Below are 24,447 nucleotides of genomic sequence, written 5' to 3'. Positions count from 1 at the left end.
CCCGCTTGAACCGGCTGACCGCCGGGTGCAACTCCATCCGTATCCGGGGGGATCGAGGACCCGATCCGCAGCCATCGAGGCGCGGGTCGGCGTGGAGAAAGGCGCACCAAGACATGACCTCTGTGCAGGTCGAGCAGCACGACAGGACGCCCGCCGAGGGCGCCGAGGGCGGGGAGGGGTACCACCGCGCACTCGGAGCCCGCCAGATCCAGATGATCGCGATCGGCGGAGCCATCGGCACAGGCCTCTTCCTGGGCGCCGGCAAGGCGATCTCGAAGGCGGGCCCGAGCCTGATCCTGGCCTACGCCATCGCGGGCCTGGTCATCTTCTTCATCATGCGCGCCCTGGGCGAGCTGCTGATGTACCGCCCGGTCTCGGGCTCCTTCTCGGACTACGCCCGGGAGTTCCTCGGCCCGTTCTGGGGATATGCGACAGGCTGGACGTACTGGCTGTTCTGGGTGGTCACCGGCATCACCGAGGTGACCGCGGCGGCCAAGTACATGTCGTACTGGACCCATGACAGCTTCCCGCAGTGGGCCTACGCGCTGATCTTCACGGTCATCCTCTACGCCGCCAACCTGATCTCCGTGAAGCTCTTCGGCGAGCTTGAGTTCTGGTTCTCCATGGTCAAGGTCACCGCCATCGTCGGCATGATCCTGATCTGCGCCGGCATCCTGACCGTCGGCTTCTCCGACGCCGCCGCCACGGCCTCCGTCTCCAACCTGTGGAGCGACCGCGGCTTCTTCCCGAACGGCATCGGCGAGACGCTGATGACGCTCCAGATCGTCATGTTCGCCTTCCTGGCGGTCGAGCTGGTCGGCGTCACCGCCGGCGAGTCCAAGGACCCCGAGAAGACCCTGCCCAAGGCCATCAACACCGTGCCGTGGCGCATCGCCGTCTTCTACGTCGGCGCCCTCATCATGATCATGTCGGTCATCCCGTGGTCCAACTTCAAGGCGGGCGAGAGCCCGTTCGTGCTGGCCTTCGAGAAGATGGGCCTCGGCGTCGGCGCCGCGATCGTCAACTTCGTCGTGCTGACCGCCGCCCTGTCCTCCTGCAACTCGGGCATGTACTCCACCGGCCGCATGCTGCGCGACCTCGCCCTCAACGGGCAGGGCCCGAAGGTCTTCACCAAGCTCACCAGGAGCGGCACCCCGCTCGTGGGCACCACCTTCTCCGCCGCGCTGATGCTGGTGGGCGTCTGGATCAACTACGTCGCCCCGGGCAAGGCCTTCGACTACGTCGTCTCCTTCGCCACCATCTCCGGCATGTGGGCCTGGATCATGATCCTGGTCTGCCAGATCCGCTACCGCGCCAAGGCCGACCGCGGCGAGCTGCCGCAGTCCCCCTTCCGGGCGCCCGGCGCCCCGTGGAGCAGCTGGTTCGCCCTGCTGTTCATCGGCATGGTCATCGTGATGATGGGCATCGACAAGGACTCCCGCGTCTCGCTGTACTGCGCGCCGCTGTGGGGCCTGATCCTGGGCGTCTCGTACCTGGTGCTCAAGAAGCGCAACCCGGCCGGAGCCGCCTTCAACAAGGTCTCCTGACCGACCCCTCCCTTCGGGGCCCGGCCGCCCGTCACGGCCGGGAGCCGAGGCCCCACGGACCTTGTGTCCAGCATCCGGGCCCTTCCGTACCACACCTCGGTACGGGAGGGCCCGTCTGCTTATCCTGTCGCTCATGCTGACCCTCACCCAGGCGCTGTACGACCAGATCGTCGAGCACGCCCGCAAGGACCACCCCGACGAGGCGTGCGGCGTCGTGGCCGGACCGGCCGGCACCGACCGCCCCGAGCGGTTCATCCCGATGCTCAACGCGGCCCGCTCGCCCACGTTCTACGAGTTCGACTCGAAGGATCTGCTCAAGCTGTACCGCGAGCTCGACGACCGGGACGAGGAGCCCGTGATCGTCTACCACTCGCACACCGCGACCGAGGCCTACCCCTCCCGTACGGACGTCACGTACGCGAACGAGCCCGGCGCGCACTACGTGCTGGTCTCGACGGCGGACACCGACGGCCTCGGGGAGTTCCAGTTCCGCTCGTACCGGATCGTCGACGGGGTCATCACCGAGGAGGAAGTGAAGGTCGCCGAGGCCTACTGACCACGATGCGAGCAGATTGCGTCCACGATGCGGGATCACACTCCAGATGGGGGACCGGGAATCGTTAACATGACCGCATGGTTCCCCATGACGTGAGCATCGAGACGCCCAGCAGGCTGCTGCTCGTGGCGCGGCTGCACGTCGACCTGTGCCGGCTCGCCAGCAGCATCTGTCCTGCCGCCTGAGCACCCCGGCCCCTCGCGCGGGGGCCCACGCGCCGCGCGCCCTTACGCCCTCTCCCGCTTTACTTCACGACTGGAGCCTGCCATGGCCATCGAGGTCCGCATCCCCACCATCCTCCGCACCTACACCGACGGCGAGAAGGCCGTCACCGGTGAGGGCGCCACGCTGTCCGAGCTCTTCGCGGACCTGGAGACGCGCCACAAGGGCATTGAGGAGCGCATCGTCGACGGCGGCAAGCTGCGCCGCTTCGTGAACGTCTACCTCAACGACGAGGACGTCCGCTTCATCGACGGCATCTCCACCGCGCTCAAGGACGGCGACAGCGTCACCATCCTCCCGGCCGTCGCCGGCGGCTCTGTCTGATGCGCTACGACTCCCCGCTGGCCGCGGTCGGCAACACGCCGCTCGTCAGGCTGCCCCGGCTGTCGCCTTCCGACGACGTCCGCATCTGGGCCAAGCTGGAGGACCGCAACCCGACCGGCTCGATCAAGGACCGCCCGGCGCTCCACATGGTCGAGCAGGCCGAGAAGGACGGCAGGCTGTACCCCGGCTGCACCATCCTGGAGCCCACCTCGGGCAACACCGGCATCTCGCTGGCGATGGCGGCCAAGCTCAAGGGCTACCGGATCGTGTGCGTCATGCCGGAGAACACGAGCCAGGAGCGCCGTGACCTGCTGGCCATGTGGGGAGCCGAGATCATCTCGTCGCCGGCGGCGGGCGGATCGAACACCGCGGTCCGGGTGGCGAAGGAACTCGCCGCGGAGCACCCCGACTGGGTGATGCTCTACCAGTACGGAAACCCGGACAACGCGGGCGCCCACTACGCGACGACGGGCCCCGAGATCCTGCGGGACCTCCCCTCGGTCACCCACTTCGTGGCGGGCCTGGGCACGACGGGCACCCTGATGGGCGTCGGCCGCTACCTGCGCGAGCACGTCGAGGGCGTCAAGATCGTCGCCGCGGAGCCCCGCTACGACGACCTGGTCTACGGCCTGCGCAACCTGGACGAGGGCTTCGTCCCGGAGCTGTACGACGCCTCGGTCCTGACGACCCGCTACTCGGTGGGCTCGGCGGACGCGGTCACGCGCACGCGTGAACTCCTCCAGCTGGAGGGCATCTTCGCGGGCGTCTCCACCGGGGCCGCCCTGCACGCGGCGATCGGCGTGGGCCGCAAGGCGGTGGCCGCCGGCGAAACGGCGGACATCGTCTTCGTCGTGGCCGACGGAGGCTGGAAGTACCTGTCGACGGGCGTCTACACGGCCGCCACGACGGAAGAGGCCATCGCGGTCCTCCAGGGCCAGCTCTGGGCCTGACCCCTCCGGGGACCCCACACCGGAACCCCGTCCGCCGCAATCGCCGGCGGGGCTGGACTGCGCCGGCAGGGCCGGACCTCGCCGGCGCCGCCAGGTGGATCCAGCCCCGCCGGCGTTTGAGGCGCGGGGGCTCGCGTCGGGGGCCGGGAATCACCCGGACAGGAATGCCGCCAGGACGGCGGCGTGGCTCGTGGCGGGGTCCTTGACCGCGGTCAGCAGGGTGACCGGTCCCGCCTCGGCCATCGCGCGCAGCCGCTCCAGCTCCGCCTCCGCCTCCGGAGCCGCCAGCTCCGCCTCGTACCGGGCCCGGAACTCCTCCGGTGAGCCCCCGCCGCCGTGGTACCACTTCCGCAGCTCCGCGGACGGGGTCACCGCCTTCGGCCACTCGTCCACCGCGGCCGCCGCCTTCGCCAGGCCCCGCGGCCACAGCCGGTCCACGAGCACCCGTACGCCGTCCGCCCCCGGCTCCGGGGGATCGTAGACCCGCCGCAACCGCACCGGTCCGGATCCCATCAGCGCCCACCTCCGAGTCCCTTGACCTCGTCCCACACCGCAGGATCCAGCACTCCCAGCCGGCTGCGGAACTCCCACACCGACACCTCCGCCGGCCGGTCCGCCTCCAGGAAGCCCGCCCGGCCCTGCGCCCCCACCGTTCCCGGCGGCAGCGGGATCACCCCGGCCCGCCGGTCGTCGTACTTCCCGGTGATCCACGCGACCCGCGCCCGGTGCGCCCGTACGGACGCCACCGCCAGCACCAGGCAGCGGCGCCCGTCTGCCAGGGACCACAGCTCACCCGCCCGCGGCTGCGGCGGCGCCCCCGGCCCGTGCGGGGGCCGGGCCCGCCGGGCCGTCCCCGGCCGACGCCCCGCGACCAGCACCACCAGCACCACGGCCACCACCGCGGCCGCCGCGGGCCACCAGGACGTGTCCATGTTCCGAAGGTAGCCGCGCCCCGCACCCCGGCACGGCAGTACACGCGCAGGGCACCGGCACGCCCGTGCCCACCGTCGCTCCCCCGGGTGACAGCACAGGTGATTCCCCCCACAACGGCCTGCCGCGGAGGAGCGACGTGACGTTTCGCGCCTTACGCTCGACCCACGCACGGCCCGCATTCCGTCCACGGACCGTCCCCGGAGGTTCTCGCTCCATGAAGCTCACCGTCGTCGGCTGCTCGGGGTCGTTCCCGTCCGCGGAATCGGCCTGTTCGAGCTACCTCGTCGAGGCCGACGGCTTCCGGCTGCTCCTCGACATGGGCAACGGCGCCCTGGGCGAGCTGCAGCGCCACATCGGTCTCTACGACCTCGACGCGATCTTCCTGAGCCATCTGCACGCCGACCACTGCATCGACATGTGCGCGTACTTCGTCGCCCGCTACTACCGGCACGAGGGCGGCCGGTGCGCCGCGATCCCCGTCTTCGGCCCCGAGGGCACCGAGAAGCGCCTGACGACCGCGTACGAGGACGTCCCCGACGAGCGTTCCATGAGCGAGGTCTTCGACTTCCGGCCACTGAAGTCCGGCAGCTTCGAGATCGGCCCGTTCACCGTCCGCACCGAGCGGGTCCGCCACCCCGTCGAGGCCTACGGCATCCGCGTCGAGCACGGCGGCCGCTCCCTCACGTACTCCGGTGACACCGGCGTCTGCCCCGAGTTGGGGCTGCTCGCCGAGGGCACGGACCTCTTCCTGTGCGAGGCCTCGTTCACGCACGGCAAGGAGGACATCCCGGACCTCCACCTCAACGGCCGCGAGGCCGGGGAGTTCGCGCGCGGCGGCCGCGTCGGCCGGCTCGTCCTGACGCACATCCCGCCGTGGACGGACCCCAGCCAGAACCTGGCCGACGCCCGCGCGGTCTACGACGGCCCGGTGGACCTGGCGCACGCGGGCGCCGTCTACGAGGTCTGACACGCGAGGACCGGATACGGCGAAGCCCCCGCCCTCCCCTTCCGGGAGAACGGGGGCTTCGCCGTACGCACGCGGCGTCGTGGTTACTTGGCCTCGGCCTTCGCCAGCTCGGCGAGCTCCTCGTCGGACTCGCGGCCCGGCGTCGGGAGGTTGAACTTCGTGATCGCGAAGCGGAAGACGAAGTAGTAGACCACCGCGAAGCAGAGGCCGATGCCGGCCAGGCCCCACGGGTTGGACGCGATGCCGAGGTTCAGGCCGAAGTCGACCAGGCCGGCCGAGAAGCCGAAGCCGTCCCTCATGCCCAGGGACCAGGTCAGGGCCATCGAGACACCGGTCAGCACCGCGTGGACCGCGTACAGCACCGGGGCGATGAACATGAACGTGAACTCGATCGGCTCGGTCACACCGGTGACGAAGGAGGTGAGCGCGAGGGAGAACATCATGCCGCCGACGACCTTGCGGCGCTCGGGGCGGGCGCAGTGGACGATCGCGAGGCAGGCCGCCGGGAGGGCGAACATCATGATCGGGAAGAAGCCGGTCATGAACTGTCCGGCGCTCGGGTCGCCGGCGAGGAAGCGGGCGATGTCGCCGCTCTTGCCGTTGTACTCGCCCGCCTGGAACCACGGGAAGGAGTTCAGCAGGTGGTGCATGCCGACCGGGATCAGCGCACGGTTGGCGACGCCGAAGATGCCCGCGCCGACGGCGCCGGAGCCGACCAGCCACTCACCGAAGCTGTGCAGACCCGTGCCGAGGACGGGCCAGACGAGACCGAAGACGATGCCGGTGACCAGGCCCGCGAAGGCGGAGAGGATCGGGACCAGACGGCGGCCGCCGAAGAAGCCCGCCCAGTCCGGCAGCTTGGTCCGGTAGAACTTCTGGTAGAGCAGCGCGACGATGATGCCCATCACGACGCCGCCGAGCACCTTGGCGTCGACCGGCGCATCCACCTGTACGATCTTGCCGTCGACGACCTTCGAGAGCTTCGGCAGGTTCGAGTCGGTGAACGTGGCCAGCACGTTCTTGAAGACCAGGTAACCCGTCACGGCGGCCAGGGCCGTCGAGCCGTCGGACTTCTTGGCGAAGCCGATCGCGATGCCGACGGCGAACAGCAGTGCCATGTTGTCGAGGATCGCGCCGCCACCGGCGGCCATGTAGCCTGCGATCTTGGTGAGGAACGTCGGCAGCGTCGGATCGCCGAGCATGTCGTCGTTGCCGAGGCGGAGCAGCAGCGCACCTGCGGGCAGCACTGCAACGGGGAGCATGAGGCTCCGGCCGATGCGCTGCATGACAGCCATCACGCCCGCGCCCTTCTTCTTTTCCGCAGCGGTGGCTGTGGACATGAGCTTCCTCCAGAAGGCAAGGCGCCGCCCAGGGGGTGCAAAACGGGGGCTGGCGGCGTCTCAAAATGGGGGTACGCGAGCTCCGGACCGGGCTTGCGTGGTCTACACCAATGGGTGGTGTAGACCAGTTGTAGCATGGTCGGGGATAGATAAGGAACCTTCGATTTCCTGTGGTCTACGCCACACTCCGACCGGCGCGGGCGAATGCCACGGAAGCCGGCGGGCGGACAAGCGGAAGGCCCCCGGATCCCATGGATCCAAGGGCCTCTGGCCGTGCGGGGGTTCGTTACGCCTTCGTGTTCTCCGCCTGCATCGCGGCGATCTCCTCGTCGGACTCCCGGCCGGGGGTCGGGATGTCGAACTTCGTGATCGCGAAGCGGAAGACCGCGTAATAGACCACCGCGAAGCACAGGCCGATCGGAATGATCAACAAGGGCTTCGTCGCCAGGCCGAAGTTGATGACGTAGTCGATCAGGCCCGCCGAGAAGCTGAAGCCGTCATGGACGCCCAGCGCCCAGGTCACCGCCATCGATACGCCCGTCAGCAGCGCGTGGATCACGTACAGCACCGGCGCGACGAAGAGGAACGAGTACTCCAGCGGCTCCGTGATGCCCGTGACGAACGAGGTCAGGCCGACCGACAGCATCAGACCGGCGACCTCCTTGCGCCGCTGCGGCTTCGCACAGTGCGCGATCGCGAGCGCCGCCGCAGGGAGCGCGAACATCATGATCGGGAAGAACCCGGACAGGAACTGCCCCGCATTCGGGTCGCCCGCCAGGAACATGTTGATGTCGCCGTGCACCGTCGTCCCGTCCGGCTTCGTGTAGCTGCCGAACTGGAACCACACCGGCACGTTCAGGAACTGGTGCAGGCCGATCACCAGCAGTGCGCGGTTCGCCACCCCGAAGATGCCGGCGCCCCACGAGCCCAGCCCCACCAGCCAGTCGGAGAAGCTCTCCAGCGCGTTGCCGACCGGCGGCCAGATCCACAGGCAGAGCGCCGCGAACCCGATCGCCACGAACGACATGATGATCGGCACCAGCCGGCGGCCGTTGAAGAAGCCCAGCCAGTCGACCAGCCTGACCCGGTGGAAACGCTGCCAGAACCACGCGGCCAGCAGGCCCATGATGATGCCGCCGAATACCCCCGGGTTCTGGTACGTGAACTCCACGAACGTGTTGTTCGGCCCCACGCAGCCGCCCCCGATGGCCTTGGTGCCGACCGGGCAGGTGTTGGGGAAGGCGTGCAGCACGCCCCGGTAGACGAGGAAGCCCGCCACCGCCGCGAGTGCCGTCGACCCGTCCGCCTTCTTGGCCATGCCGATCGCCACCCCGATGCAGAAGAGCAGGGGCAGGCCGAGGTCCGCGTTGAGCAGGGCGCCGCCCGCGGCCACCATCACCTTGGCCACGATCGTCCAGTTCAAGCCCTCCTCGCCGAAGACCCCGGGCTGCCCGAGCCCGTTGAGGAGCCCGGCCGCGGGCAGCACCGCGATCGGCAGCTGCAGACTCCGCCCCATCCTCTGCAGCCCCGGGTACAAGCCGCCCCACCACTTCGGCTGCGGTGCTGCTGCCGTGCTGCTCGCGCTCATCGGCGTCCTCCCTGGCAGGCCCGTTTTGGCAGGTGCGCCCCGTGCGGCACACTGGTGTAGACCAGTCGTGGTGCGACGGCATCCACCCGCCCGGAAGGCAGGTTGCTGCTGATCGTCATCATTCGGCAGAAGCTGGACCCACGCTCGCGAAGCTGGGCCAACAGTGGGCTACCGTGACAAACCAGAGCGCACTGGCCGGACCAGGGCCGCCGAGACCCGTTCTTCGTAGAACCCAGGGAGAAACACATGGCCACCAAGGCTGAGAAGATCGTCGCCGGGCTTGGCGGCATCGAGAACATCGAAGAGGTCGAAGGCTGCATCACCCGCCTGCGCACCGAGGTGGTCGACCCTGACCTCGTCGACGAAGCCGCCCTGAAGGCCGCCGGCGCCCACGGCGTCGTCAAGATGGGCACCGCGGTCCAGGTCGTCATCGGCACCGACGCCGACCCGATCGCCGCCGACATCGAAGACATGATGTGAGCTGAGCACCCGCTTGCACACCCGCAGGCCCGACGGCGCCGACACCCGTCGCCGCACCTGCACGAGACCCCGTCCCGGACCCGTCCGGACGGGGTCTTCGCACAGCGGCACGGGCCCGGCCGCGCACCGACTAGGCTCGGACGCATGTCTCGCATCGACGGCCGCACGCCCGAACAGCTCCGCCCGGTCACCATCGAACGCGGATGGAGCAAGCACGCCGAGGGCTCCGTGCTCATCTCCTTCGGCGACACCAAGGTCTTCTGCACCGCCTCCTTCACCGAAGGCGTCCCGCGCTGGCGCAAGGGCAGCGGCGAAGGCTGGGTCACCTCCGAGTACTCGATGCTGCCCCGCTCCACCAACACCCGCGGCGACCGCGAGTCCGTACGCGGCAAGATCGGCGGCCGCACCCACGAGATCTCCCGCCTCATCGGCCGCTCCCTGCGTGCCGTCATCGACTACAAGGCCCTCGGCGAGAACACCATCGTCCTGGACTGCGACGTCCTCCAGGCCGACGGCGGCACCCGCACCGCCGCCATCACCGGCGCGTACGTCGCCCTCGCCGACGCCATCGCCTGGGGCCAGCAGAAGAAGCTGATCAAGGCCGGCCGCAAGCCGCTCACCGGCACCGTCGCCGCCGTCAGCGTCGGCATCGTCGACGGCGTCCCGTTGCTCGACCTCTGCTACGAGGAGGACGTGCGCGCCGAGACCGACATGAACGTGGTCTGCACCGGCGACGGCCGCTTCGTCGAGGTCCAGGGCACCGCCGAGGGCGAGCCCTTCGACCGCAAGGAGCTCAACGCCCTCCTGGACCTGGCCGCCGGCGGCTGCGCCGACCTGGAAGCCATCCAGCTGGGCGCCCTCCAGCTCTAGGCAGAACCACGGGGCGCGCTCCTGCGTCCCCTTGCATACGGGCGCACGGTGTCAAAGCCGTGCGCCCGTCCTCGCATCCGTGTCGATTTCTGGGAGACCCGAACCATGAACCCGAAGCACCGCATAGCGGCGGTCGTGCTCGCCGCGGCCCTCGCCGTCCCGGCGCTGACGTCCTGTGACGCGATCTCGACGGCGATGGACTGCGCGAACACGGCGGTGGCCATCACGGACGGCGCGAACGACCTGCAGCAGGCGGTCTCCCAGGCCGGTAACAGCCCGCAGGACGCCCAGAACGCGCTGAACCAGATCGAGACGAACCTCAAGAAGGTCGGCGACCAGACGGACAACGCCGACCTCAGCAAGGCCGTCTCCTCCATGACCACGGCGGTGAAGAACGTCCGCACGGCCATCGAGAACGGCAACCCGAACCCCGACATCCAGCCCGTCGCCGACGCGGCGAAGGAACTGTCGAAGGTCTGCACCCCGGGCTGAACCGCCACCCGTCCGGAGGGGACCGGATAATGGGCGCCATGACCAGCCGCCTGATCCTCGCCACCCGCAACGCGGGCAAAATCGCCGAGCTCCACGCCATCCTGTCCGACGCCGGCCTGCCGCACGAGCTGGTCGGCGCGGACGCGTACCCGCAGATCCCGGACGTCGAGGAAACCGGCGTCACCTTCGCCGAGAACGCGCTCCTCAAGGCCCACGCCCTGGCCCGGGCCACCGGCCTCCCGGCGATCGCCGACGACTCCGGCCTCTGCGTGGACGTCCTGAACGGCGCCCCCGGCATCTTCTCGGCGCGGTGGGCGGGTACGCACGGCGACGACAAGGCGAACCTGGACCTGCTGCTGGCCCAGCTCGGGGACATCGCCGACGAACACCGCGGAGCCCACTTCGCGTGCGCGGCGGCCCTGGCCCTGCCGGACGGCACCGAACGCGTCGTGGAGGGCCGCCTCCCCGGCACCCTGCGCCGCGCCCCGTCGGGCACGGGCGGCTTCGGCTACGACCCGATCCTGCAGCCCGAGGGCGACACCCGCACCTGCGCGGAACTCACCTCGGCGGAGAAGAACGCCATCTCCCACCGCGGCCACGCCTTCCGCGCCCTGGTCCCCTTCATCCGCGCCCTCGTGGCCTGAGCCGGCACGCCAACGGCCCGGTGGCCATCAGGGGATGGTCACCGGGCCGTCACTGTGGGCCCGGTGGGACTCGAACCCACGACATACCGGATCTAAACCGGCATCCTCTTGCCAGCTGGGATACGGGCCCCTCGCGGTGCCTACCTTACTGGTCCTCTGGGTATCGTCGCGAAGAGATCAACCACGGTGCTGCCGAGGCGCGCCGCCGCGACACCAGGTGCTGGTGAGAGCATGGCAGTTGGGGCAGAGGAATCGCAGGTTCTGTGCGCGGTTGTCGCGCCAGTTGCCGTCGATGTGGTCGACCTCGAGCTGTAGCGGCTCCCCCAGCCAGATGGCCTTCATGCCGCACATGGCGCAGTGTTCCTCGACGCCGCTCTCGAGCAGCGCACGTCGCAGTCGGGAGTTGGGGACCCTGGCAACGGCCGGGGACCGGTCCTCGCGAAGGATCTCCTCGGGGGTGCGCCGCCTTCGGTTGTCGCGCATCCGCTCCGTTGGCGGCGGAGGTGCGAAGTGGGAGGTGTCTATGCCGAGGGACTTCACTTTGCGGCTGATGTGGGTGTGGTGGCCGCCCACGACGTCGAGGCCGAGGCGCCGGAGCACCTCGCACATGGTCGTCGAGGCCGCGACGGCCTCCGCCAGGACCTCCCTGGTCCATTTGACCCCCTCCCGTTCGAAGTGGGAGACGTCCACGCCCAGCTTCCGCATGCGGTCGTGAACGTAGCGCCGCGAACCCCCCTTCGGGTCGACCCCCAGCTTCCGTAGCGCCTCCGTCAGCGTGTGCGACGTCGTCGCCGCCTCCGTGAGGCGTTCCCTCGTGTACCGACTGATCGGCATCTCGGCCCCCTCCGCTCCCGGCTGCCCGTGCGGCCCTCGCACGGAGTATCGGACCGGCAGTCGGACAGTTACGGGCCCTTTCGTCCGATAAGCGGAACGGCCCGCGCCAATTGGTGCGGGCCGTGGAGGGGCGGGCGGCGGTCTAGATGCCCAGGTCCTTGATGATCTTGGCTACGTGGCCGGTGGCCTTGACGTTGTACAGGGCGCGCTCGACCTTGCCCTCCTCGTCCACGATCACCGTGGAGCGGATGACCCCGGTCACCGTCTTGCCGTACAGCTTCTTCTCGCCGAACGCGCCGTAGGCGGTCAGGACCTCCTTCTCCGGGTCGCCGACCAGGGTGACCTTCAGGTGCTCTTTCTCGCGGAACTTCGCCAGCTTCTCCGGCTTGTCCGGGGATACGCCGATCACGTCGTAGCCGGCCTCGGCCAGCACCGCGAGGTTGTCCGTGAAGTCGCAGGCCTGCTTCGTGCAGCCCGGCGTCAGCGCCGCGGGGTAGAAGTACACGATCACCTTGCGGCCCTTGTGGTCGGCGAGCGAGACCTCGTTGCCGTCCGCGTCGGGCAGGGTGAAGGCGGGGGCGGTGTCGCCCGGCTGGAGTCGCTCACTCATGTCAACAGTCTCCTCGGGAGGGGATCGGTACGGTCCGAGACTAAGCTGACAGACTGTTCATGGTGGGCTACGCCCCCCACGACCGAGCACGACCGACCATGACGACGACGGAGGCAGCGCGGTGCCGGAAGCCAGGACCCCCGCACAGATCGAGGCGGACATCGTCCGCCGCCGCGAGCAGCTCGCCGAGACGCTCGACGAGATCGGTGTGCGCATGCACCCGCAGACGATCATCGGGGATGCGAAGGCCAAGGTCGCCTCGACCGTCGACCACACCGTCGGGCGTGCCGTCGTCGCCGTGAACCGTCTCGTGACGGATGTACGGGACGGCCTGCGCCACGAGGACGGTGCCCCGCGCTACGAGCGGATCGTGCCCGTCGCACTGGTCGCGGCGGGTGTGGTCGGCCTGCTCGTCGCGTCGGCGCGGCGCAAGCGCTGATGGCCCCGCGGCGCACGGACCGGGCGCGGACGGGTAGGTTCGTTGCGTGAGCGACAACACCAACACCACCACCCACGACAAGCTGCCCATCCGCATGCTGCACGACCGGGTGCTCGTGAAGTCCGATTCGCCGGAGGGCGAGCGGCGTTCGGGCGGCGGCATCCTGATTCCGGCGACCGCTGCCGTCGGCAAGCGGCTGGCCTGGGCCGAGGTGGTCGCGGTCGGGCAGAACGTGCGCAGTGTGGAGCCGGGGGACCGGGTGCTGTACGACCCTGAGGACCGGGCCGAGGTCGAGGTGCGGGGTGCGACGTACGTGCTGATGCGCGAGCGGGATCTGCACGCCGTGGCCGCGGAGCGGCTGGAGGGGTCCGAGGACTCCACCGGGCTGTACCTCTAGATCGTCCCTTTGTGAGAAGGGCCGGTGACGGGCGTCACCGGCCTTTTTCGTGGGTTTTGCTACGGTGGCGGGGAACCCCGACGAGACGCGCCGTACCGGGTAGCCGTGGCTGGATGACAAGACGACGCACCCCGTTCGCTCTCGTTCCGGAGGTGCCCGTCATGGCCTGGGTTCTGCTTCTCGTCGCCGGTCTGCTTGAGGTCGGCTGGTCGATCGGTATGAAGTTCACCGAGGGATTCACCAGGCTGTGGCCCAGTGTGTTCACGGGTGCCGGGATCGTCGCGAGCATGGTGCTGCTCTCGTACGCCGCCAAGACCCTGCCCATCGGCACCGCGTACGGCGTGTGGGTGGGCATCGGTGCGGCCGGGGCGGCGGTGCTCGGCATGGCGGTGCTGGGGGAGCCCGTCACCGCCGCCCGGATCTTCTTCATCTGCCTGCTGCTGGCCGCCGTGGTGGGGCTGAAGGCGACCTCCGGGCACTGATCTTCCGGCCTTCTGGTCTTCCGATCTTCCGTCGTACCGCTATTCCACGTATTGCGACGGTGGGCGGCGGCGCAGGCCGCCGGTGACCCCGCCCAGGGTGCCTGCGGTCGTGCCGGTCGTGGAGCCCGCGTCGGTCCCGTCTTCCGTGGTGTCGCCTTCCGTGGTGTCGCCTTCCGCGGTGTCGCCCTCCGTGGTCTGGCCCTCCGTCCGGCCGCCCTGGTTCTGCCCGCCCGTCGGCGGCGTCGGCCGGTTCGGCCGGTTCGGCCGTCTGGGCCGTGCCGGGGTTTCCGGGGATTCGGGGAACTCGGAGGCGCTCTCGTCCGGCGTCGGCTCCGGGCTGTTCGGGATGAACGGCGGCGGGGACGCGACGGCGCCCGGCTGGAGTTCGAGGTCGAAGTCCAGGGGTTCGCTGCCCTCCAGGGCCGTCTTCGTGTACTGCGCCCAGATGCGGGCCGGGTAGCCGCCGCCCCCGATGCGGGGCTCGCCGAGCGCGCCGTAGAGGGATTCCAGGGTGCCGGTCTCGGGGTCCTGGCCCATCATCGCGACGACCGTGACCAGGTCCGGGGTGTACGCCGCGAACCACGCGGCGCGGTCCAGTTCGGCGGTGCCGGTCTTGCCGGCGGCCGGGCGGCCGGCGGCGAGGGCGGCCGTGCCGCTGCCGTTGTCGACGACGCTGACCAGCATGGACGTGGTGGTGTCGGCGGCTTCGCGGCTGACGGCCTGCTTCGGGGTGCGGTCGGGCAGGTGGACGTTGTCGCCGCCCTTGGTGATCTTCTCGACGAAGGTGTACGGGGTGTAGCGGCCGTGGTCGGCGAGGGTGGCGTACGCCTGGGTCATGTCCAGGACGCTGGCCTGCATGGTGCCGAGTGCCATGGCCGGGCTCGCGACGAAGTTCGGGGTGTTCTCGGGGATGCCGAGTCCGATCGCGGTCTTCTTGACCCTGGCGGTGCCGACGTCGACGACCATCTGGGCGAAGACGGCGTTGACCGAGAGGTCGGTGGCGGTGCTGACGGTGATGTACCCGTAGGACAACTGGCCTTCGTTCTCGGGGGCGTACGGGATCCGGGTGCCGACGACGCGGCGCTTGTTGTCGCCGTTGTAGAGGGTGTTGGGGGTGATCCGGCGGCCGTCCTGGGTGTGGGAGCCGTTCTCCACGGCGGAGGCGAACACGAACGGCTTGAAGGTGGAGGCCACCTGGTAGTCGTGCCGGGTCGCGTTGTTGACGTACTGCTTGGTGTAGTCGATGCCCCCGTACATGGCGACGACCTTGCCGGTGGCGGGGTCGACGGAGACCCCGCCGGCCCGGACGAAGCGGTCGGCCTTGCGCGTCTCCGGGTCGAGTTTGCTGACCATCTCCTTGTCGACGGCGTCGACGATGTCGTTCTCGCGGCGCCTGTCGATGGTGGTGGTGATGCGGTAGCCGCCCTTGGCGAGGGTCTTCTCGCCGACGATCCCGCGCTCGACGATGTAGTCCTTGACGGCTTCGACGAGGTAGCCGCGCTGGCCGGAGAGCCCGGCGGCCGGGCGGATCTTGCCGGGTTCGGGGAACCGGGTGGCGGCCTGCTCGGCCGCGGGCAGCCACTGCTTCTTGACCATGCCGCCGAGTACGTAGTTCCAGCGGGCGAGCGCGCGTTCGCGGCTCTGCGGGTGGGAGACGACGTCGAAGGCGCTGGGGGAGTTGAGGAGGGTGGCGAGGTACGCCCCCTCGGCGGTGGTGAGTCTGCCGACGTCCTTGCCGTAGTAGGCCTGGGCGGCGGCCTGGATGCCGTACGCGTTGCGGCCGAAGTAGCTGGTGTTGAGGTAGCCCTCAAGGATGTAGTCCTTCGACTTCTCGCGGCCGAGTTTGATCGCGATGAAGAACTCCTTGACCTTGCGCTTGATCGTCTGTTCCTGGCCCAGGTAGTAGTTCTTGACGTACTGCTGGGTGATGGTCGAGCCGGACTGGGTGCCCTTGCCGGTCGCCGTGTTCCAGGCGGCGCGCAGCATCGCCTTGGGGTCCACCGCCCGTTCGGAGTAGAAGTCCCGGTCTTCGGCGGCCAGCACGGCTTCCTGCACCGTGCGGGGGATCTGCGAGAGCGCGACGTTGACGCGGTTGACCTCGCCGTCGCGGGCGAGCTGGGAGCCGTCGGCGTAGAGGTAGACGTTGGACTGGGCGGTCGCGGCGGAGTTGGCGGGCGGGATGTCGACCAGCAGGTAGCCGGCGGCGAGGGCGCCGAGGACCAGCAGCGCGAGCAGCAGCACGGCGCCGACGACCATGCGCCAGGTGGGGACCATGCGGCGCCAGCCGGTCCGTTTCCGTTGCCGGTCGGCCTTTTTGGCGGCTCTGCGCTCCTGCTTCCCGCTCTTCCTGTCTCCGGGCGTGGACGGCGTCTTGGGCTGCGGCTGCTGTGCCGAGGGGGGTTGGGCGGGCGGCTGCGCGGGAGGTTCTGCGGGGGTGTCCGGGTCACGAGGGGTCCACCCCGGTGGTGGTGACTGGTCGCTCATCGCCAGGACTCCTCGACGCCGTACGAAATATCCGTATCTGTACCCCCTGCTGTCTACCCGATGGCCGCCCGTTCCGCTTCGGACGGGCGTAAATCGGTCGCGTGGCTCGCCCCTCCGCACTAAGCTCGCGCGCTTTGGCCGACCGTAGGAACGACCGGGAAATACGGAGGGATACGGTGCGCCAGTCAACGGCTCACAGGACGTGGCTCTATCCGGCCGTCGCGGCCGGCGGGTTCCGGCGCTACGCCACCTACGGGACCGCGACGGCGGCAGGGGTGTTCACCAACACCGTCTTCGGCTTCATCCTCGCGTACACGTACGTCGCGCTGTGGGACGAGCGGCCCGGGCTGGGCGGTTACGACCAGGCGCAGGCCCTGACCTTCGTCTGGGTGAGCCAGTCGCTGCTCGCCGCTGGCGCGCTCATCGGCGGCGGCTTCCAGGACGAGATGCACGAGCGCATCCGCACGGGTGACATCGCCGTCGACCTGTACCGGCCGGCCGACCTCCAGATGTGGTGGCTCGCGGCCGATCTGGGGCGGGCCGGCTTCCAGTTGCTCGGGCGCGGGGTGGCGCCGCTGCTCGCGGGGGCGCTGGCGTTCCAACTGGCCTTGCCCGCCGACCCGCTGCGCTGGCTGCTGTTCCTGGTGTCCGTCACTCTCGCGCTGCTCGTCAGCTTCGGGATCCGGTACCTGCTGGGGCTGGCCGCGTTCTGGCTGATGGACGGGACCGGGATCAACCTGATGGCCGTCGTCGTCACGATCTTCTTCTCCGGGATGCTGCTGCCGCTGACGGTGTTCCCGGGCGGCTTCGGCGAGTTCGTGCGCGTCCTGCCGTGGGCGGCGATGCTCCAGGTGCCGCTGGACGTGCTGATGGGCGAGCACGCCGGGGCCGGGGGAGCGGTGCGGGCGCTGGGCTTCCAGGCGGGATGGGCGCTCGTGCTGCTGGGCGCTGGACGGCTGTTGCAGTCGGCCGCGACGCGGAAGGTGGTCGTCCAGGGTGGCTGAGGCAATGGATGCGGCGGGGGCGGCCGAGGCGCCCGGCGAGGCGGAGGCGCCCGGCGAGGCGGAGGCGGCGGATGCGGCTCATGCGTCGGACGTGGTGCCGCGGCCGCGCGGGAGCGCCCTTCCGCCCGACGCACCGCAGCGGAACCGGAACGGGAACCGGCTCCGAGCGGCGGAGGGACTGCGGGGATACGGGCTGATCGTGGCCATGTGGGTCCGGTCGACGATGACGTACCGGACGTCGTTCTTCCTGTCCGCCTTCGGGAACGCGGCGATCCAGCTCCTCGACTTCGTCGCGATCTGGATCATGTTCTCGCACGTGGACGTCCTGGGCGGGTTCACGCTGCCCGAGATCGCCCTGCTGTACGGGTCCTGCTCGGCCTCCCTGGGACTCGCGGACCTGTTCCTCGGCAATACGGACCGGATCGGGGTCCGGATCCGCGACGGCTCGCTCGACACCATGCTGGTGCGCCCGGTCCCGGTGCTCGCGCAGGTCGCGGCCGACCGGTTCGCGCTGCGCCGGGTGGGGCGGATCGGGCAGGGCCTGGCGGTCCTGGTGTGGGCGGTTGCAGCGCTGGACGTGGAATGGACCGCCGGGAAGGTGCTCCTGGTGCCCGTGATGATCGCGGCCGGGGCGGCGATCTTCGGGGCGGTGATGGTGGCCGGGGCGGCGTTCCAGTTCGTCGCGGGGGATGCGGCGGAGGTGCAGAACTCCTTCACGTACGGCGGCAACACGATGCTGCAGTACCCGCCGACGGTGTTCGCGAAGGACCTGCTGCGCGGGGTCACCTTCATCGTGCCGCTGGCCTTCGTCAACTGGTTGCCCGCCCTGCACGTGCTGGGGCGGCCCGACCCGCTGGGGCTGCCGGGGTGGGTGGCGTTCCTGAGCCCGCTGGTGGCCTTCGTGGTGTTTCTGCCCGCATCGCTGGCGTGGCGTGCGGGTCTTCGTTCGTACCGGAGCACAGGGAGCTGAGCGGTGGCGGGCACGGATGTGCTGATCGAGCTGGACGGGGTCGAGAAGGTCTTCGACGTACGGCGCCGGGTGGGCCTGATGCGCCGGGAGAAACGCCAGGTCAGGGCCGTGGACGGGATCAGCTTCGAGGTGGCGCGGGGGGAGGTGGTCGGCTACATCGGGCCCAACGGCGCCGGGAAGTCGACCACGATCAAGATGCTGACCGGCATCCTCACCCCGAGCGGCGGCCGGCTGCGGGTCGCGGGCATCGACCCGGCACGGGAGCGGATGCGGCTGGCGCACCGGATCGGGGTGGTGTTCGGGCAGCGGACCACGCTGTGGTGGGACCTGCCGCTGAAGGACTCGTACGGGCTGATGCGGCGGATGTACCGGATCCCGGAGGCGAGGTTCAAGGAGAACCTGGAGCGCTGCGTGGACCGCCTCGACCTGGCCGAGCTGCTGGACGTACCGGTCCGCCAGCTGTCGCTGGGCCAGCGGATGCGCGGGGACGTCGCGGCGGCGCTGCTGCACGATCCGGACGTGCTGTACCTGGACGAGCCGACGATCGGGCTCGATGTGGTGAGCAAGGCGAAGGTACGGGGCTTCCTGCGGCAGTTGAACGCGGAGCTCGGCACGACCGTGCTGCTCACGACCCACGACCTCCAGGACATCGAGCAGCTGTGCGAGCGGGTGATGGTGATCGACCACGGGCGGCTGATGTACGACGGGCCGCTGGCCGGTCTGCACTCGATGGGGGAGAGCGAGCGGACGCTGGTGGTGGACCTGGAGCGGGAGCTTCCGGAGATCAGCGTGGCGGGGGCGCGGGTGGTGAAGGTGGACGGGCCGCGGCAGTGGCTGGCGTTCCCGGCGGGCTCCTCGGCGGCGCCGCTGGTGGCGGAGGTGGCGGCGCGGTATCCGCTGCAGGACCTGTCGGTGCGGGAGCCGGACATCGAGGACGTGATCGCGCGGATGTACGCGGGGCGGGGGTAGGGGGAAATCAGGGGCGGACCCCGGGTGCGGCTCGGGGGCGGAGCCGTTCAACCGGGGCGCTTCTGTGCATAGGCTGACCCGCATGAGTGACGAGCGGTCTGAGAAACCGTTGCCGGAGAAGGCATCACCGGAGAAGACATCGCTGGAGAAGAAGGTTCCGGAAGGCGCGGGCCCCGAGCCGCTCCCGGCCATGCGGGCGTCGGACGCCGACCGTGAACGGGTGGTGGAGCGTCTGCGGGACGCCGTCGCCGAGGGCCGGCTCGACATGGAGGAGTTCGAGGAGCGGCTGGAGGCGGCGTACACGTCCCGTACGTACGCGGAGCTCGAACCGCTGACCCAGGACCTGCCGCCCGTGGCCGGTCCCATGGACCGGCCCGTGGCCCCGGCCGCTTCCCCGGGCTCGTCCTGGCCGACGCGGATCGGCGGCACGGCGACCTCCTCGTCGGCGGTCGCGGTCATGTCGGGGTTCCAGCGCAAGGGCCGCTGGACGGTGCCCGACCGGTTCAACGCGCTGGCCTTCTGGGGCGGCGGTGAGCTCGACCTGCGCGAGGCCGACTTCGCGGCGCGCGAGGTCGTGATCACCTGCGTGGCCATCATGGGCGGCATCGAGATCACGGTCCCGCCGGGCGTGGAGGTCGACGTACGGGGCATCGGCATCATGGGCGCCTTCGACCAGGGCAAGACCCTGGAGAACCGGCCGGAACCGGGTGCTCCGCGGGTGATCGTGAACGGTCTCGCCTTCTGGGGCGGGGTCGAGGTCAAGGTCAAGCCGCCGAAGGGCGCCAAGGGCGCCAAGGGTGCGAAGCGGCTGGACGGCGGCACCGTACGCAAGGAGCTCTAGCCGGTCCGGAGCCGAGGTCGTGGCGGGCCGGAGACGGGCGGGCGGCGCATCGGCGTGCCGGGAACTCTTCGGGCCTCCGGGGAGTCGGATGCTATGCAGACGAAACCGGCGTCCGGGGGAAGGGAGGAGAACGTGGACAACCGCACCACGGCCACACGCACGCACGCACGTACAGGCACCGGCACGGGCACCGGCGGCTTCGTGTTCAGCGCGGCCGACGAGGAGCGCCGCCGCGGCGTCCGCCGCATGAAGACCACCGCGACGGGCCTGCTGATCCTGGTCGCGCTGGTCTACGTACTGACCACCTGGGCGGAGCACTCCGGCGCCGGCGGCTGGGCCGGGTACGTCCGGGCCGCAGCCGAGGCCGGCATGGTCGGCGCGCTCGCCGACTGGTTCGCCGTCACCGCACTGTTCCGGCGCCCGCTCGGCCTGCCCATCCCGCACACCGCGATCATCCCGACCAAGAAGGACCAGCTCGGCGTCACCCTCGGGGAGTTCGTCGGCGAGAACTTCCTCTCCCCGGACGTGGTCCGCGCCCGCCTGCACGCCCTCGGCATCGGCGGCCGGCTGGGAGCCTGGCTGGCCGAGCCCGCGCACGCCGACCGGGTCACGGCCGAACTGGCCACCGCGCTGCGCGGAGCCCTGACCGTACTGCGCGATTCCGACGTGCAGGCCGTCGTGGGGGAGGCGATCACGCGGCGGGCCGAGACCGCCGAGATCGCACCCGGGATCGGCAAGACCCTGGAGAAGGTCGTCGCGGACGGCGGGCACCGCCGCGTCGTCGACCTCGTCTGCGTCAAAGCCCACGACTGGCTGGTGACGCACGGGGACTCGGTGATGGGCGCGGTCCAGGGCGGAGCGCCCGGCTGGACCCCGCGGTTCGTGGACCGAAAGGTCGGCGAGCGGGTGTACAAGGAGCTGCTCCGCTTCCTGACGGAGATGCGGGACATGCCGGAGCACCCGGCGCGCGGGGCGGTGGACCGGTTCCTGACGGACTTCGCGGCCGACCTCCAGTCGGACACGGACACCCGGGCCCGGGTGGAGCGCCTGAAGTCCGAGATCCTCCAGCGCGGGGAGGTCCAGGACATGATCGCCTCCGCCTGGACCGCGGTCCGGTCGATGATCATCTCGGCGGCGGAGGACGAGCAGAGCGAGCTGCGGCTGCGGGTCCGGTCCTCACTGCTGTCCCTGGGCGCGCGGCTGGCCACGGACGGCCGGCTCCAGGACAAGGTGGAGGGCTGGATCGAGGGCGCGGTGGTGTACGTGGTGACCACCTACCGGACCGAGATCACCTCGCTGATCACGGACACCGTGGCCGGGTGGGACGCCGGGCACACGTCACGGAAGATCGAGGCCCACATCGGTCGGGACCTCCAGTTCATCCGCATCAACGGCACGGTGGTCGGTGCCCTGGCCGGGCTCCTGATCTACACGGTGTCGCAGGCGTTCGGCGCGTAGGCCGGACCGGCGCACGGGCCGTTCCGGCACCGAGGCCGGTCGGCGGGCGGGCCGGTCCGGCGCTCGGGCCGGTTCAGCCTCGGCCGGTTCAGCCGCGGTCGGCCACGGCCCAGGAGGCGGCCGCCACGACGGTGGCCGCCCCGAGGACGGCCGGCCAGGCCCCGACCTTCTTGGCCAGCGGGTGCGCGCCCGCGAATCCGGCGAGGTACAGCGCGCCGAGCCCGGCGGCCGCAGGGGCCCCGCCGCGCCGGTGCCATTCCCGCCCGGCGGCGAGCCCGGCGGCGCCGAGCACGACGCCGCCCAGCGGGCGCTTCTTGGTCCACCGGGCGACGGCGTATCCGCCGACCAGTCCGGCGGCCGCCACTGCGGAACTCGGTACGCGCACCATGCCCAACTCTCCTGAAGTCGAAGTCGTCTGATCCCACTTGTATTACTGCGAGGCTAACGCGGGGGCTTGACCGCCCGGCGGGCGCCCAGCGCCCCCAGGACGAGGACGGCCCCGCCGATCACACCGTCCGGTACGGCGTCCTGCACGGCGCGCGGCAGCACGGCCACCACGCCCAGGACGAGGAGGAAGGCGAGCACGCACCGGCCCACCGCCCGAAGTAGTCCGTCGAGTCCATACACGGGCTGCTCAACGCGCGCCGGGTCCCCCCGACACGGAGCGCGGGGAGGGGATTTGTCGCACACTCGCCGGATCCGTGCGATACGCGCTCCGGGAACCGGACGGGCATAAATTGACTCTCCCACCCCAAACGGGAAAAAGAGGAGCTCGGACATCGTGATCTGCTACGGACGGGCCGTCCTCGATCTCGCGGACGAGCTGGTCGACGCCTATGCCGACGTCTTCTCCGCCCCGCCGTGGAACGAGGATGAAGAAACCATTCGGCAGTTCGCGGTCCGCCTCCAGGCCGACACCCGGCGCCGGGGCTTCCGTACGGCTCTCGCCCAGTCCGCGGCCGGCATCGACGGCTTCGCCACGGGCTGGACCACCCCGGCGGCCCTCCCCAAGAACCGCGGATACGCCCAGGTGGCGGCCCAACTCGGCCCGGAGCGGGTGCGGGACCTCCTGACGGGCGCGCTGGAGATAGACGAGCTCGCCGTACGCCCCTACGCGCGCGGACACGGCACCGGCCGGGCCCTGCTCACCGAGATCACCGCCGACGCCCCGGACCGGCGGGCCTGGCTGCTGACCTCCCGCCTCGCGACCGACACGGTGGCCACGTACCGGCGCCTGGGCTGGCACGAGGTCACCGCCCTGCCAGGCACGCAGACGGGGGTGATCGTCTTCCTGTCCCCGGACCACCCGGGCCGCTAACGGGGTGTCTCCGGCACGGGGCCGGGCATACCGCCAGCATGATCACGCCGAACCGGACAACCAGCCGCCCGCTCACCACCACGACGAGCCGCCTGCCCACGAACACAACCGGGCAACCGCTGCGCCAGACCGCAGGCCGGCCCGCAAACCGGCCGACGGCGAACACGACCCGGCGAACCCCGAGGCCGGCATCCGAGAGCACGGCCCGACAGCCGACGAGCCATCCGGCGGGCGGGACCACGGACCGGACGCCCGGCAGCGCGACTGGGCAGACCACGAGTCCGGCCTCCGGGAACACGACGAAGCGGACGAAGAAGATGCGGCCGACGGGGCCGACGGGGCCGACGGGGCCGACGAAGCAGACCGGGCCGCCGGGAGCGACGGGAGCAACGAGGCCGCCAACCGGCGCGACGAGGCCGACGACGGCCGGGCGGACGACCGGACAGATGGCCTCGCAGGCCGCCCGCCGGCAGTTCAACCTGGCCACCCGCCACCAGCTCACCACCGCAGGGGTGCCCGATGGCACCATCACCTCCCGCACCCGCCCGGGCGGGCCCTGGCAGCGCCTGCTGCCCCGGGTCTACCTGCTGCAGACCGGCCCCCCGGACCACCGCCAACGCGCCCTCGCCGCCGTCCTGTACGCCGCCGAGCCCGCCGCGGACCCGCTGTCCGGCGACACGGCCGCCCTCACCGGCGCCGCCGCCCTGGCCCTCCTCGGCATCCGCGACGTCCCGCACACCCCGGCCGACGTCCTGATCCGCGCCCCGCGCCGGCTCACCGGCACCCCGGAGGTCCGCCCCCTGACCACCGCCCGCTGGCCGCGCACCATCGCGGTATCGGGCGTCCCGAGCACCCGCCCGGTGCGTGCGGCGGCCGATTTCGCCGCCCGCACCGAGGACCCCGACCGCATCCGCTCGACCCTGGCACAGGTGGTCCAGGCCGGCTGGTGCCACCCGCAGGACCTGCACGCCGAGCTCCGCGCGGCCCGCCTGCTGACGAGCCCCGCGATCCGCGCCGCCGCGTCGGAGCTGGTCGCCGGGGTCCGCTCGATCGCCGAGGCCCTGGCCCGGGACGCCCTCGCGGCGACGGACCTGCCGACCCCGCTGTGGAACGCCCGCCTGTACAGCCCGGACGGTGCCTTCCTGGCCAGCCCGGACGCGTACTGGCCGGAGGAGGGCGTGGCCCTGGAGGTCGACTCGGCGGAGTACCACTACACGCGCGACGCCTGGCACGCCACTCTCCTGCGCCGCCTGCGCCTGGAGTCCCACGGCATCCTGGTGGTCAGCGCAACCCCGTCGATGGTCCGCGACACCCCCACCCAGGTCATCGCAGCCCTCCGAGCCCTCCTCACCCTCACCACCCCCCGCCCCACCCCACCCACAGCCCACGCCCGCGGCCACCAACAGCTCCTGCTCTTCCCCGGCCCGGACTGAGGCCCGGAACTACGGGTTTCCCCTCGGCAGACGAGGATCCCGCCTGAGAGACAAGCAACTGTCGGTCGGTCACTGAACGGTCATGGACGGGACGGGGCATCGCAAAAACGCCGCCCAAGCATGTGGGCGGAAGAGCAGGACGGGGTCCTGGGGGCTTCGAGTCGCGCACAGCTATGCACTCAGCGGCCTGGGCGACTTCGAGGCACTCGCCACCAGTGCGGTTGCTGTAGCTGCTCTTTCGCCACAGGGGGTTGGTGAGAGCCATCATCGGGAGTGTTCCTCCAGAGTCAGGCTA

At 70.6% G+C, this 24,447-nt stretch carries 30 protein-coding genes, 1 tRNA gene and 1 riboswitch; of the genes, 20 read left to right on the top strand and 11 right to left on the bottom strand.

Features of this window, described 5'->3' with window-relative positions; all coding sequences use genetic code 11:
* Positions 1–113 precede the first annotated feature (113 nt).
* From ABTY04_RS21775 to ABTY04_RS21755, 5 genes are all read left to right on the top strand, one after another.
* A complete protein-coding gene (locus ABTY04_RS21775; RefSeq protein ID WP_352215010.1) occupies positions 114–1,547 on the top strand; it encodes an amino acid permease in 1,434 nt (477 codons plus the stop codon).
* Positions 1,548–1,680: 133 nt separating this feature from the next.
* Positions 1,681–2,103, top strand: a complete 423-nt coding sequence (locus tag ABTY04_RS21770; RefSeq protein WP_352215009.1) for a M67 family metallopeptidase — start codon at positions 1,681–1,683, stop codon at positions 2,101–2,103.
* A 77-nt stretch (positions 2,104–2,180) separates the two neighbouring features.
* Positions 2,181–2,288: a putative leader peptide gene (locus ABTY04_RS21765; RefSeq protein ID WP_311318620.1), complete on the top strand. Its 108-nt coding sequence runs from the start codon at positions 2,181–2,183 to the stop codon at positions 2,286–2,288.
* 82 nt (positions 2,289–2,370) lie between these two features.
* The gene (locus tag ABTY04_RS21760; RefSeq protein WP_352215008.1) at positions 2,371–2,649 is read left to right on the top strand and encodes a MoaD/ThiS family protein; all 279 of its coding nucleotides are present in this window, start codon (positions 2,371–2,373) and stop codon (positions 2,647–2,649) included.
* A complete protein-coding gene (locus tag ABTY04_RS21755; RefSeq protein ID WP_352215007.1) occupies positions 2,649–3,599 on the top strand; it encodes a PLP-dependent cysteine synthase family protein in 951 nt (316 codons plus the stop codon). Before ABTY04_RS21760 ends, ABTY04_RS21755 begins: the two co-directional genes overlap by 1 nt.
* A gap of 150 nt (positions 3,600–3,749) precedes the next feature.
* Here ABTY04_RS21755 and ABTY04_RS21750 read toward each other — a convergent pair whose 3' ends face one another.
* Both ABTY04_RS21750 and ABTY04_RS21745 read right to left on the bottom strand, forming a co-directional pair.
* Complete coding sequence (locus ABTY04_RS21750) at positions 3,750–4,112, bottom strand: DUF488 domain-containing protein (RefSeq protein ID WP_352215006.1); 363 nt, start codon at positions 4,110–4,112, stop codon at positions 3,750–3,752.
* Positions 4,112–4,531, bottom strand: a complete 420-nt coding sequence (locus ABTY04_RS21745) for a hypothetical protein (RefSeq protein WP_352215005.1) — start codon at positions 4,529–4,531, stop codon at positions 4,112–4,114. The genes ABTY04_RS21750 and ABTY04_RS21745 overlap by 1 nt, the downstream gene beginning before the upstream one ends.
* Before the next feature lie 215 nt (positions 4,532–4,746).
* Here ABTY04_RS21745 and ABTY04_RS21740 point away from each other — a divergent pair, with 215 nt between their 5' ends.
* A complete protein-coding gene (locus tag ABTY04_RS21740) occupies positions 4,747–5,499 on the top strand; it encodes an MBL fold metallo-hydrolase (RefSeq protein ID WP_352215004.1) in 753 nt (250 codons plus the stop codon).
* 83 nt (positions 5,500–5,582) lie between these two features.
* Here ABTY04_RS21740 and ABTY04_RS21735 read toward each other — a convergent pair whose 3' ends face one another.
* Both ABTY04_RS21735 and ABTY04_RS21730 read right to left on the bottom strand, forming a co-directional pair.
* On the bottom strand, positions 5,583–6,839 hold the full coding sequence (locus tag ABTY04_RS21735) for a PTS transporter subunit EIIC (protein WP_352215003.1): 1,257 nt from the start codon (positions 6,837–6,839) through the stop codon (positions 5,583–5,585).
* 286 nt (positions 6,840–7,125) lie between these two features.
* Positions 7,126–8,427, bottom strand: coding sequence for a PTS transporter subunit EIIC (locus tag ABTY04_RS21730; protein ID WP_352215002.1), 1,302 nt, complete (start codon positions 8,425–8,427; stop codon positions 7,126–7,128).
* A gap of 246 nt (positions 8,428–8,673) precedes the next feature.
* Here ABTY04_RS21730 and ABTY04_RS21725 point away from each other — a divergent pair, with 246 nt between their 5' ends.
* From ABTY04_RS21725 to rdgB, 4 genes are all read left to right on the top strand, one after another.
* On the top strand, positions 8,674–8,907 hold the full coding sequence (locus tag ABTY04_RS21725; protein ID WP_352215001.1) for a PTS sugar transporter subunit IIB: 234 nt from the start codon (positions 8,674–8,676) through the stop codon (positions 8,905–8,907).
* A 144-nt stretch (positions 8,908–9,051) separates the two neighbouring features.
* Positions 9,052–9,777 carry a ribonuclease PH gene (rph, locus tag ABTY04_RS21720; RefSeq protein WP_352215000.1) on the top strand — a complete coding sequence of 242 codons (726 nt, stop codon included), beginning with the start codon at positions 9,052–9,054 and terminating at the stop codon, positions 9,775–9,777.
* 105 nt (positions 9,778–9,882) lie between these two features.
* Positions 9,883–10,269: a hypothetical protein gene (locus tag ABTY04_RS21715; protein WP_352214999.1), complete on the top strand. Its 387-nt coding sequence runs from the start codon at positions 9,883–9,885 to the stop codon at positions 10,267–10,269.
* 38 nt (positions 10,270–10,307) lie between these two features.
* The gene (gene rdgB / locus ABTY04_RS21710) at positions 10,308–10,913 is read left to right on the top strand and encodes an RdgB/HAM1 family non-canonical purine NTP pyrophosphatase (RefSeq protein ID WP_352214998.1); all 606 of its coding nucleotides are present in this window, start codon (positions 10,308–10,310) and stop codon (positions 10,911–10,913) included.
* Between the two features lie 55 nt (positions 10,914–10,968).
* Here the strand turns inward: rdgB and ABTY04_RS21705 are convergent.
* The 3 genes from ABTY04_RS21705 to bcp all read right to left on the bottom strand — a co-directional run bounded on the left by ABTY04_RS21705 (position 10,969) and on the right by bcp (position 12,357).
* Positions 10,969–11,043 (bottom strand) — tRNA-Leu (locus tag ABTY04_RS21705).
* A gap of 47 nt (positions 11,044–11,090) precedes the next feature.
* The gene (locus tag ABTY04_RS21700; RefSeq protein ID WP_352214997.1) at positions 11,091–11,747 is read right to left on the bottom strand and encodes an HNH endonuclease signature motif containing protein; all 657 of its coding nucleotides are present in this window, start codon (positions 11,745–11,747) and stop codon (positions 11,091–11,093) included.
* Positions 11,748–11,889: 142 nt separating this feature from the next.
* Complete coding sequence (gene bcp, locus ABTY04_RS21695) at positions 11,890–12,357, bottom strand: thioredoxin-dependent thiol peroxidase (protein WP_352214996.1); 468 nt, start codon at positions 12,355–12,357, stop codon at positions 11,890–11,892.
* A 121-nt stretch (positions 12,358–12,478) separates the two neighbouring features.
* On the opposite strand from bcp, the gene ABTY04_RS21690 reads away from it, so the two are divergent.
* The 3 genes from ABTY04_RS21690 (at position 12,479) to ABTY04_RS21680 (ending at position 13,675) form a co-directional block, all read left to right on the top strand.
* Positions 12,479–12,796 (top strand): DUF3618 domain-containing protein, encoded by a 318-nt coding sequence (locus ABTY04_RS21690; RefSeq protein ID WP_352214995.1) that lies wholly within the window; start codon positions 12,479–12,481, stop codon positions 12,794–12,796.
* Positions 12,797–12,890: 94 nt separating this feature from the next.
* Positions 12,891–13,193 carry a GroES family chaperonin gene (locus ABTY04_RS21685; RefSeq protein WP_250569469.1) on the top strand — a complete coding sequence of 101 codons (303 nt, stop codon included), beginning with the start codon at positions 12,891–12,893 and terminating at the stop codon, positions 13,191–13,193.
* Positions 13,194–13,244: 51 nt separating this feature from the next.
* Positions 13,245–13,324: riboswitch (guanidine-III (ykkC-III) riboswitch) on the top strand.
* Between the two features lie 30 nt (positions 13,325–13,354).
* Complete coding sequence (locus ABTY04_RS21680; protein ID WP_352214994.1) at positions 13,355–13,675, top strand: DMT family transporter; 321 nt, start codon at positions 13,355–13,357, stop codon at positions 13,673–13,675.
* Between the two features lie 39 nt (positions 13,676–13,714).
* Here ABTY04_RS21680 and ABTY04_RS21675 read toward each other — a convergent pair whose 3' ends face one another.
* Entirely contained in the window at positions 13,715–16,159 is a 2,445-nt protein-coding gene (locus ABTY04_RS21675; protein ID WP_352214993.1) for a transglycosylase domain-containing protein, read from the bottom strand.
* A gap of 176 nt (positions 16,160–16,335) precedes the next feature.
* Here ABTY04_RS21675 and ABTY04_RS21670 point away from each other — a divergent pair, with 176 nt between their 5' ends.
* The 5 genes from ABTY04_RS21670 (at position 16,336) to ABTY04_RS21650 (ending at position 21,401) form a co-directional block, all read left to right on the top strand.
* Positions 16,336–17,163, top strand: a complete 828-nt coding sequence (locus tag ABTY04_RS21670) for an ABC transporter permease (RefSeq protein ID WP_352214992.1) — start codon at positions 16,336–16,338, stop codon at positions 17,161–17,163.
* A gap of 205 nt (positions 17,164–17,368) precedes the next feature.
* The gene (locus ABTY04_RS21665; RefSeq protein ID WP_352215080.1) at positions 17,369–18,133 is read left to right on the top strand and encodes an ABC transporter permease; all 765 of its coding nucleotides are present in this window, start codon (positions 17,369–17,371) and stop codon (positions 18,131–18,133) included.
* A 3-nt stretch (positions 18,134–18,136) separates the two neighbouring features.
* Positions 18,137–19,102: an ABC transporter ATP-binding protein gene (locus ABTY04_RS21660; protein ID WP_352214991.1), complete on the top strand. Its 966-nt coding sequence runs from the start codon at positions 18,137–18,139 to the stop codon at positions 19,100–19,102.
* A gap of 190 nt (positions 19,103–19,292) precedes the next feature.
* Positions 19,293–19,943, top strand: a complete 651-nt coding sequence (locus tag ABTY04_RS21655; RefSeq protein WP_352215079.1) for a DUF1707 SHOCT-like domain-containing protein — start codon at positions 19,293–19,295, stop codon at positions 19,941–19,943.
* 93 nt (positions 19,944–20,036) lie between these two features.
* The gene (locus tag ABTY04_RS21650; protein WP_502996689.1) at positions 20,037–21,401 is read left to right on the top strand and encodes a DUF445 domain-containing protein; all 1,365 of its coding nucleotides are present in this window, start codon (positions 20,037–20,039) and stop codon (positions 21,399–21,401) included.
* An 88-nt stretch (positions 21,402–21,489) separates the two neighbouring features.
* Here the strand turns inward: ABTY04_RS21650 and ABTY04_RS21645 are convergent, their stop codons facing one another.
* The gene (locus ABTY04_RS21645; protein ID WP_352214989.1) at positions 21,490–21,789 is read right to left on the bottom strand and encodes a hypothetical protein; all 300 of its coding nucleotides are present in this window, start codon (positions 21,787–21,789) and stop codon (positions 21,490–21,492) included.
* A gap of 53 nt (positions 21,790–21,842) precedes the next feature.
* Positions 21,843–22,028, bottom strand: coding sequence for a hypothetical protein (locus tag ABTY04_RS21640; protein WP_352214988.1), 186 nt, complete (start codon positions 22,026–22,028; stop codon positions 21,843–21,845).
* A 154-nt stretch (positions 22,029–22,182) separates the two neighbouring features.
* Here ABTY04_RS21640 and ABTY04_RS21635 point away from each other — a divergent pair, with 154 nt between their 5' ends.
* Positions 22,183–22,719 (top strand): GNAT family N-acetyltransferase, encoded by a 537-nt coding sequence (locus ABTY04_RS21635; RefSeq protein ID WP_352214987.1) that lies wholly within the window; start codon positions 22,183–22,185, stop codon positions 22,717–22,719.
* A gap of 446 nt (positions 22,720–23,165) precedes the next feature.
* Entirely contained in the window at positions 23,166–24,152 is a 987-nt protein-coding gene (locus tag ABTY04_RS21630) for a hypothetical protein (RefSeq protein ID WP_352214986.1), read from the top strand.
* On the opposite strand, the gene ABTY04_RS21625 is transcribed toward ABTY04_RS21630, so the two are convergent.
* On the bottom strand, positions 24,073–24,417 hold the full coding sequence (locus tag ABTY04_RS21625) for a DUF397 domain-containing protein (RefSeq protein WP_352215078.1): 345 nt from the start codon (positions 24,415–24,417) through the stop codon (positions 24,073–24,075). The two genes, ABTY04_RS21630 and ABTY04_RS21625, sit on opposite strands and share 80 nt — an antisense overlap.
* Positions 24,418–24,447 lie beyond the last annotated feature (30 nt).

The organism is Streptomyces sp. NPDC097981 (assembly GCF_040302565.1).
Lineage (GTDB): Bacteria > Actinomycetota > Actinomycetes > Streptomycetales > Streptomycetaceae > Streptomyces.
The sequence above is the reverse complement of the archived record's forward strand: the minus strand, read 5'-3'. Positions and strand labels throughout refer to the sequence as shown.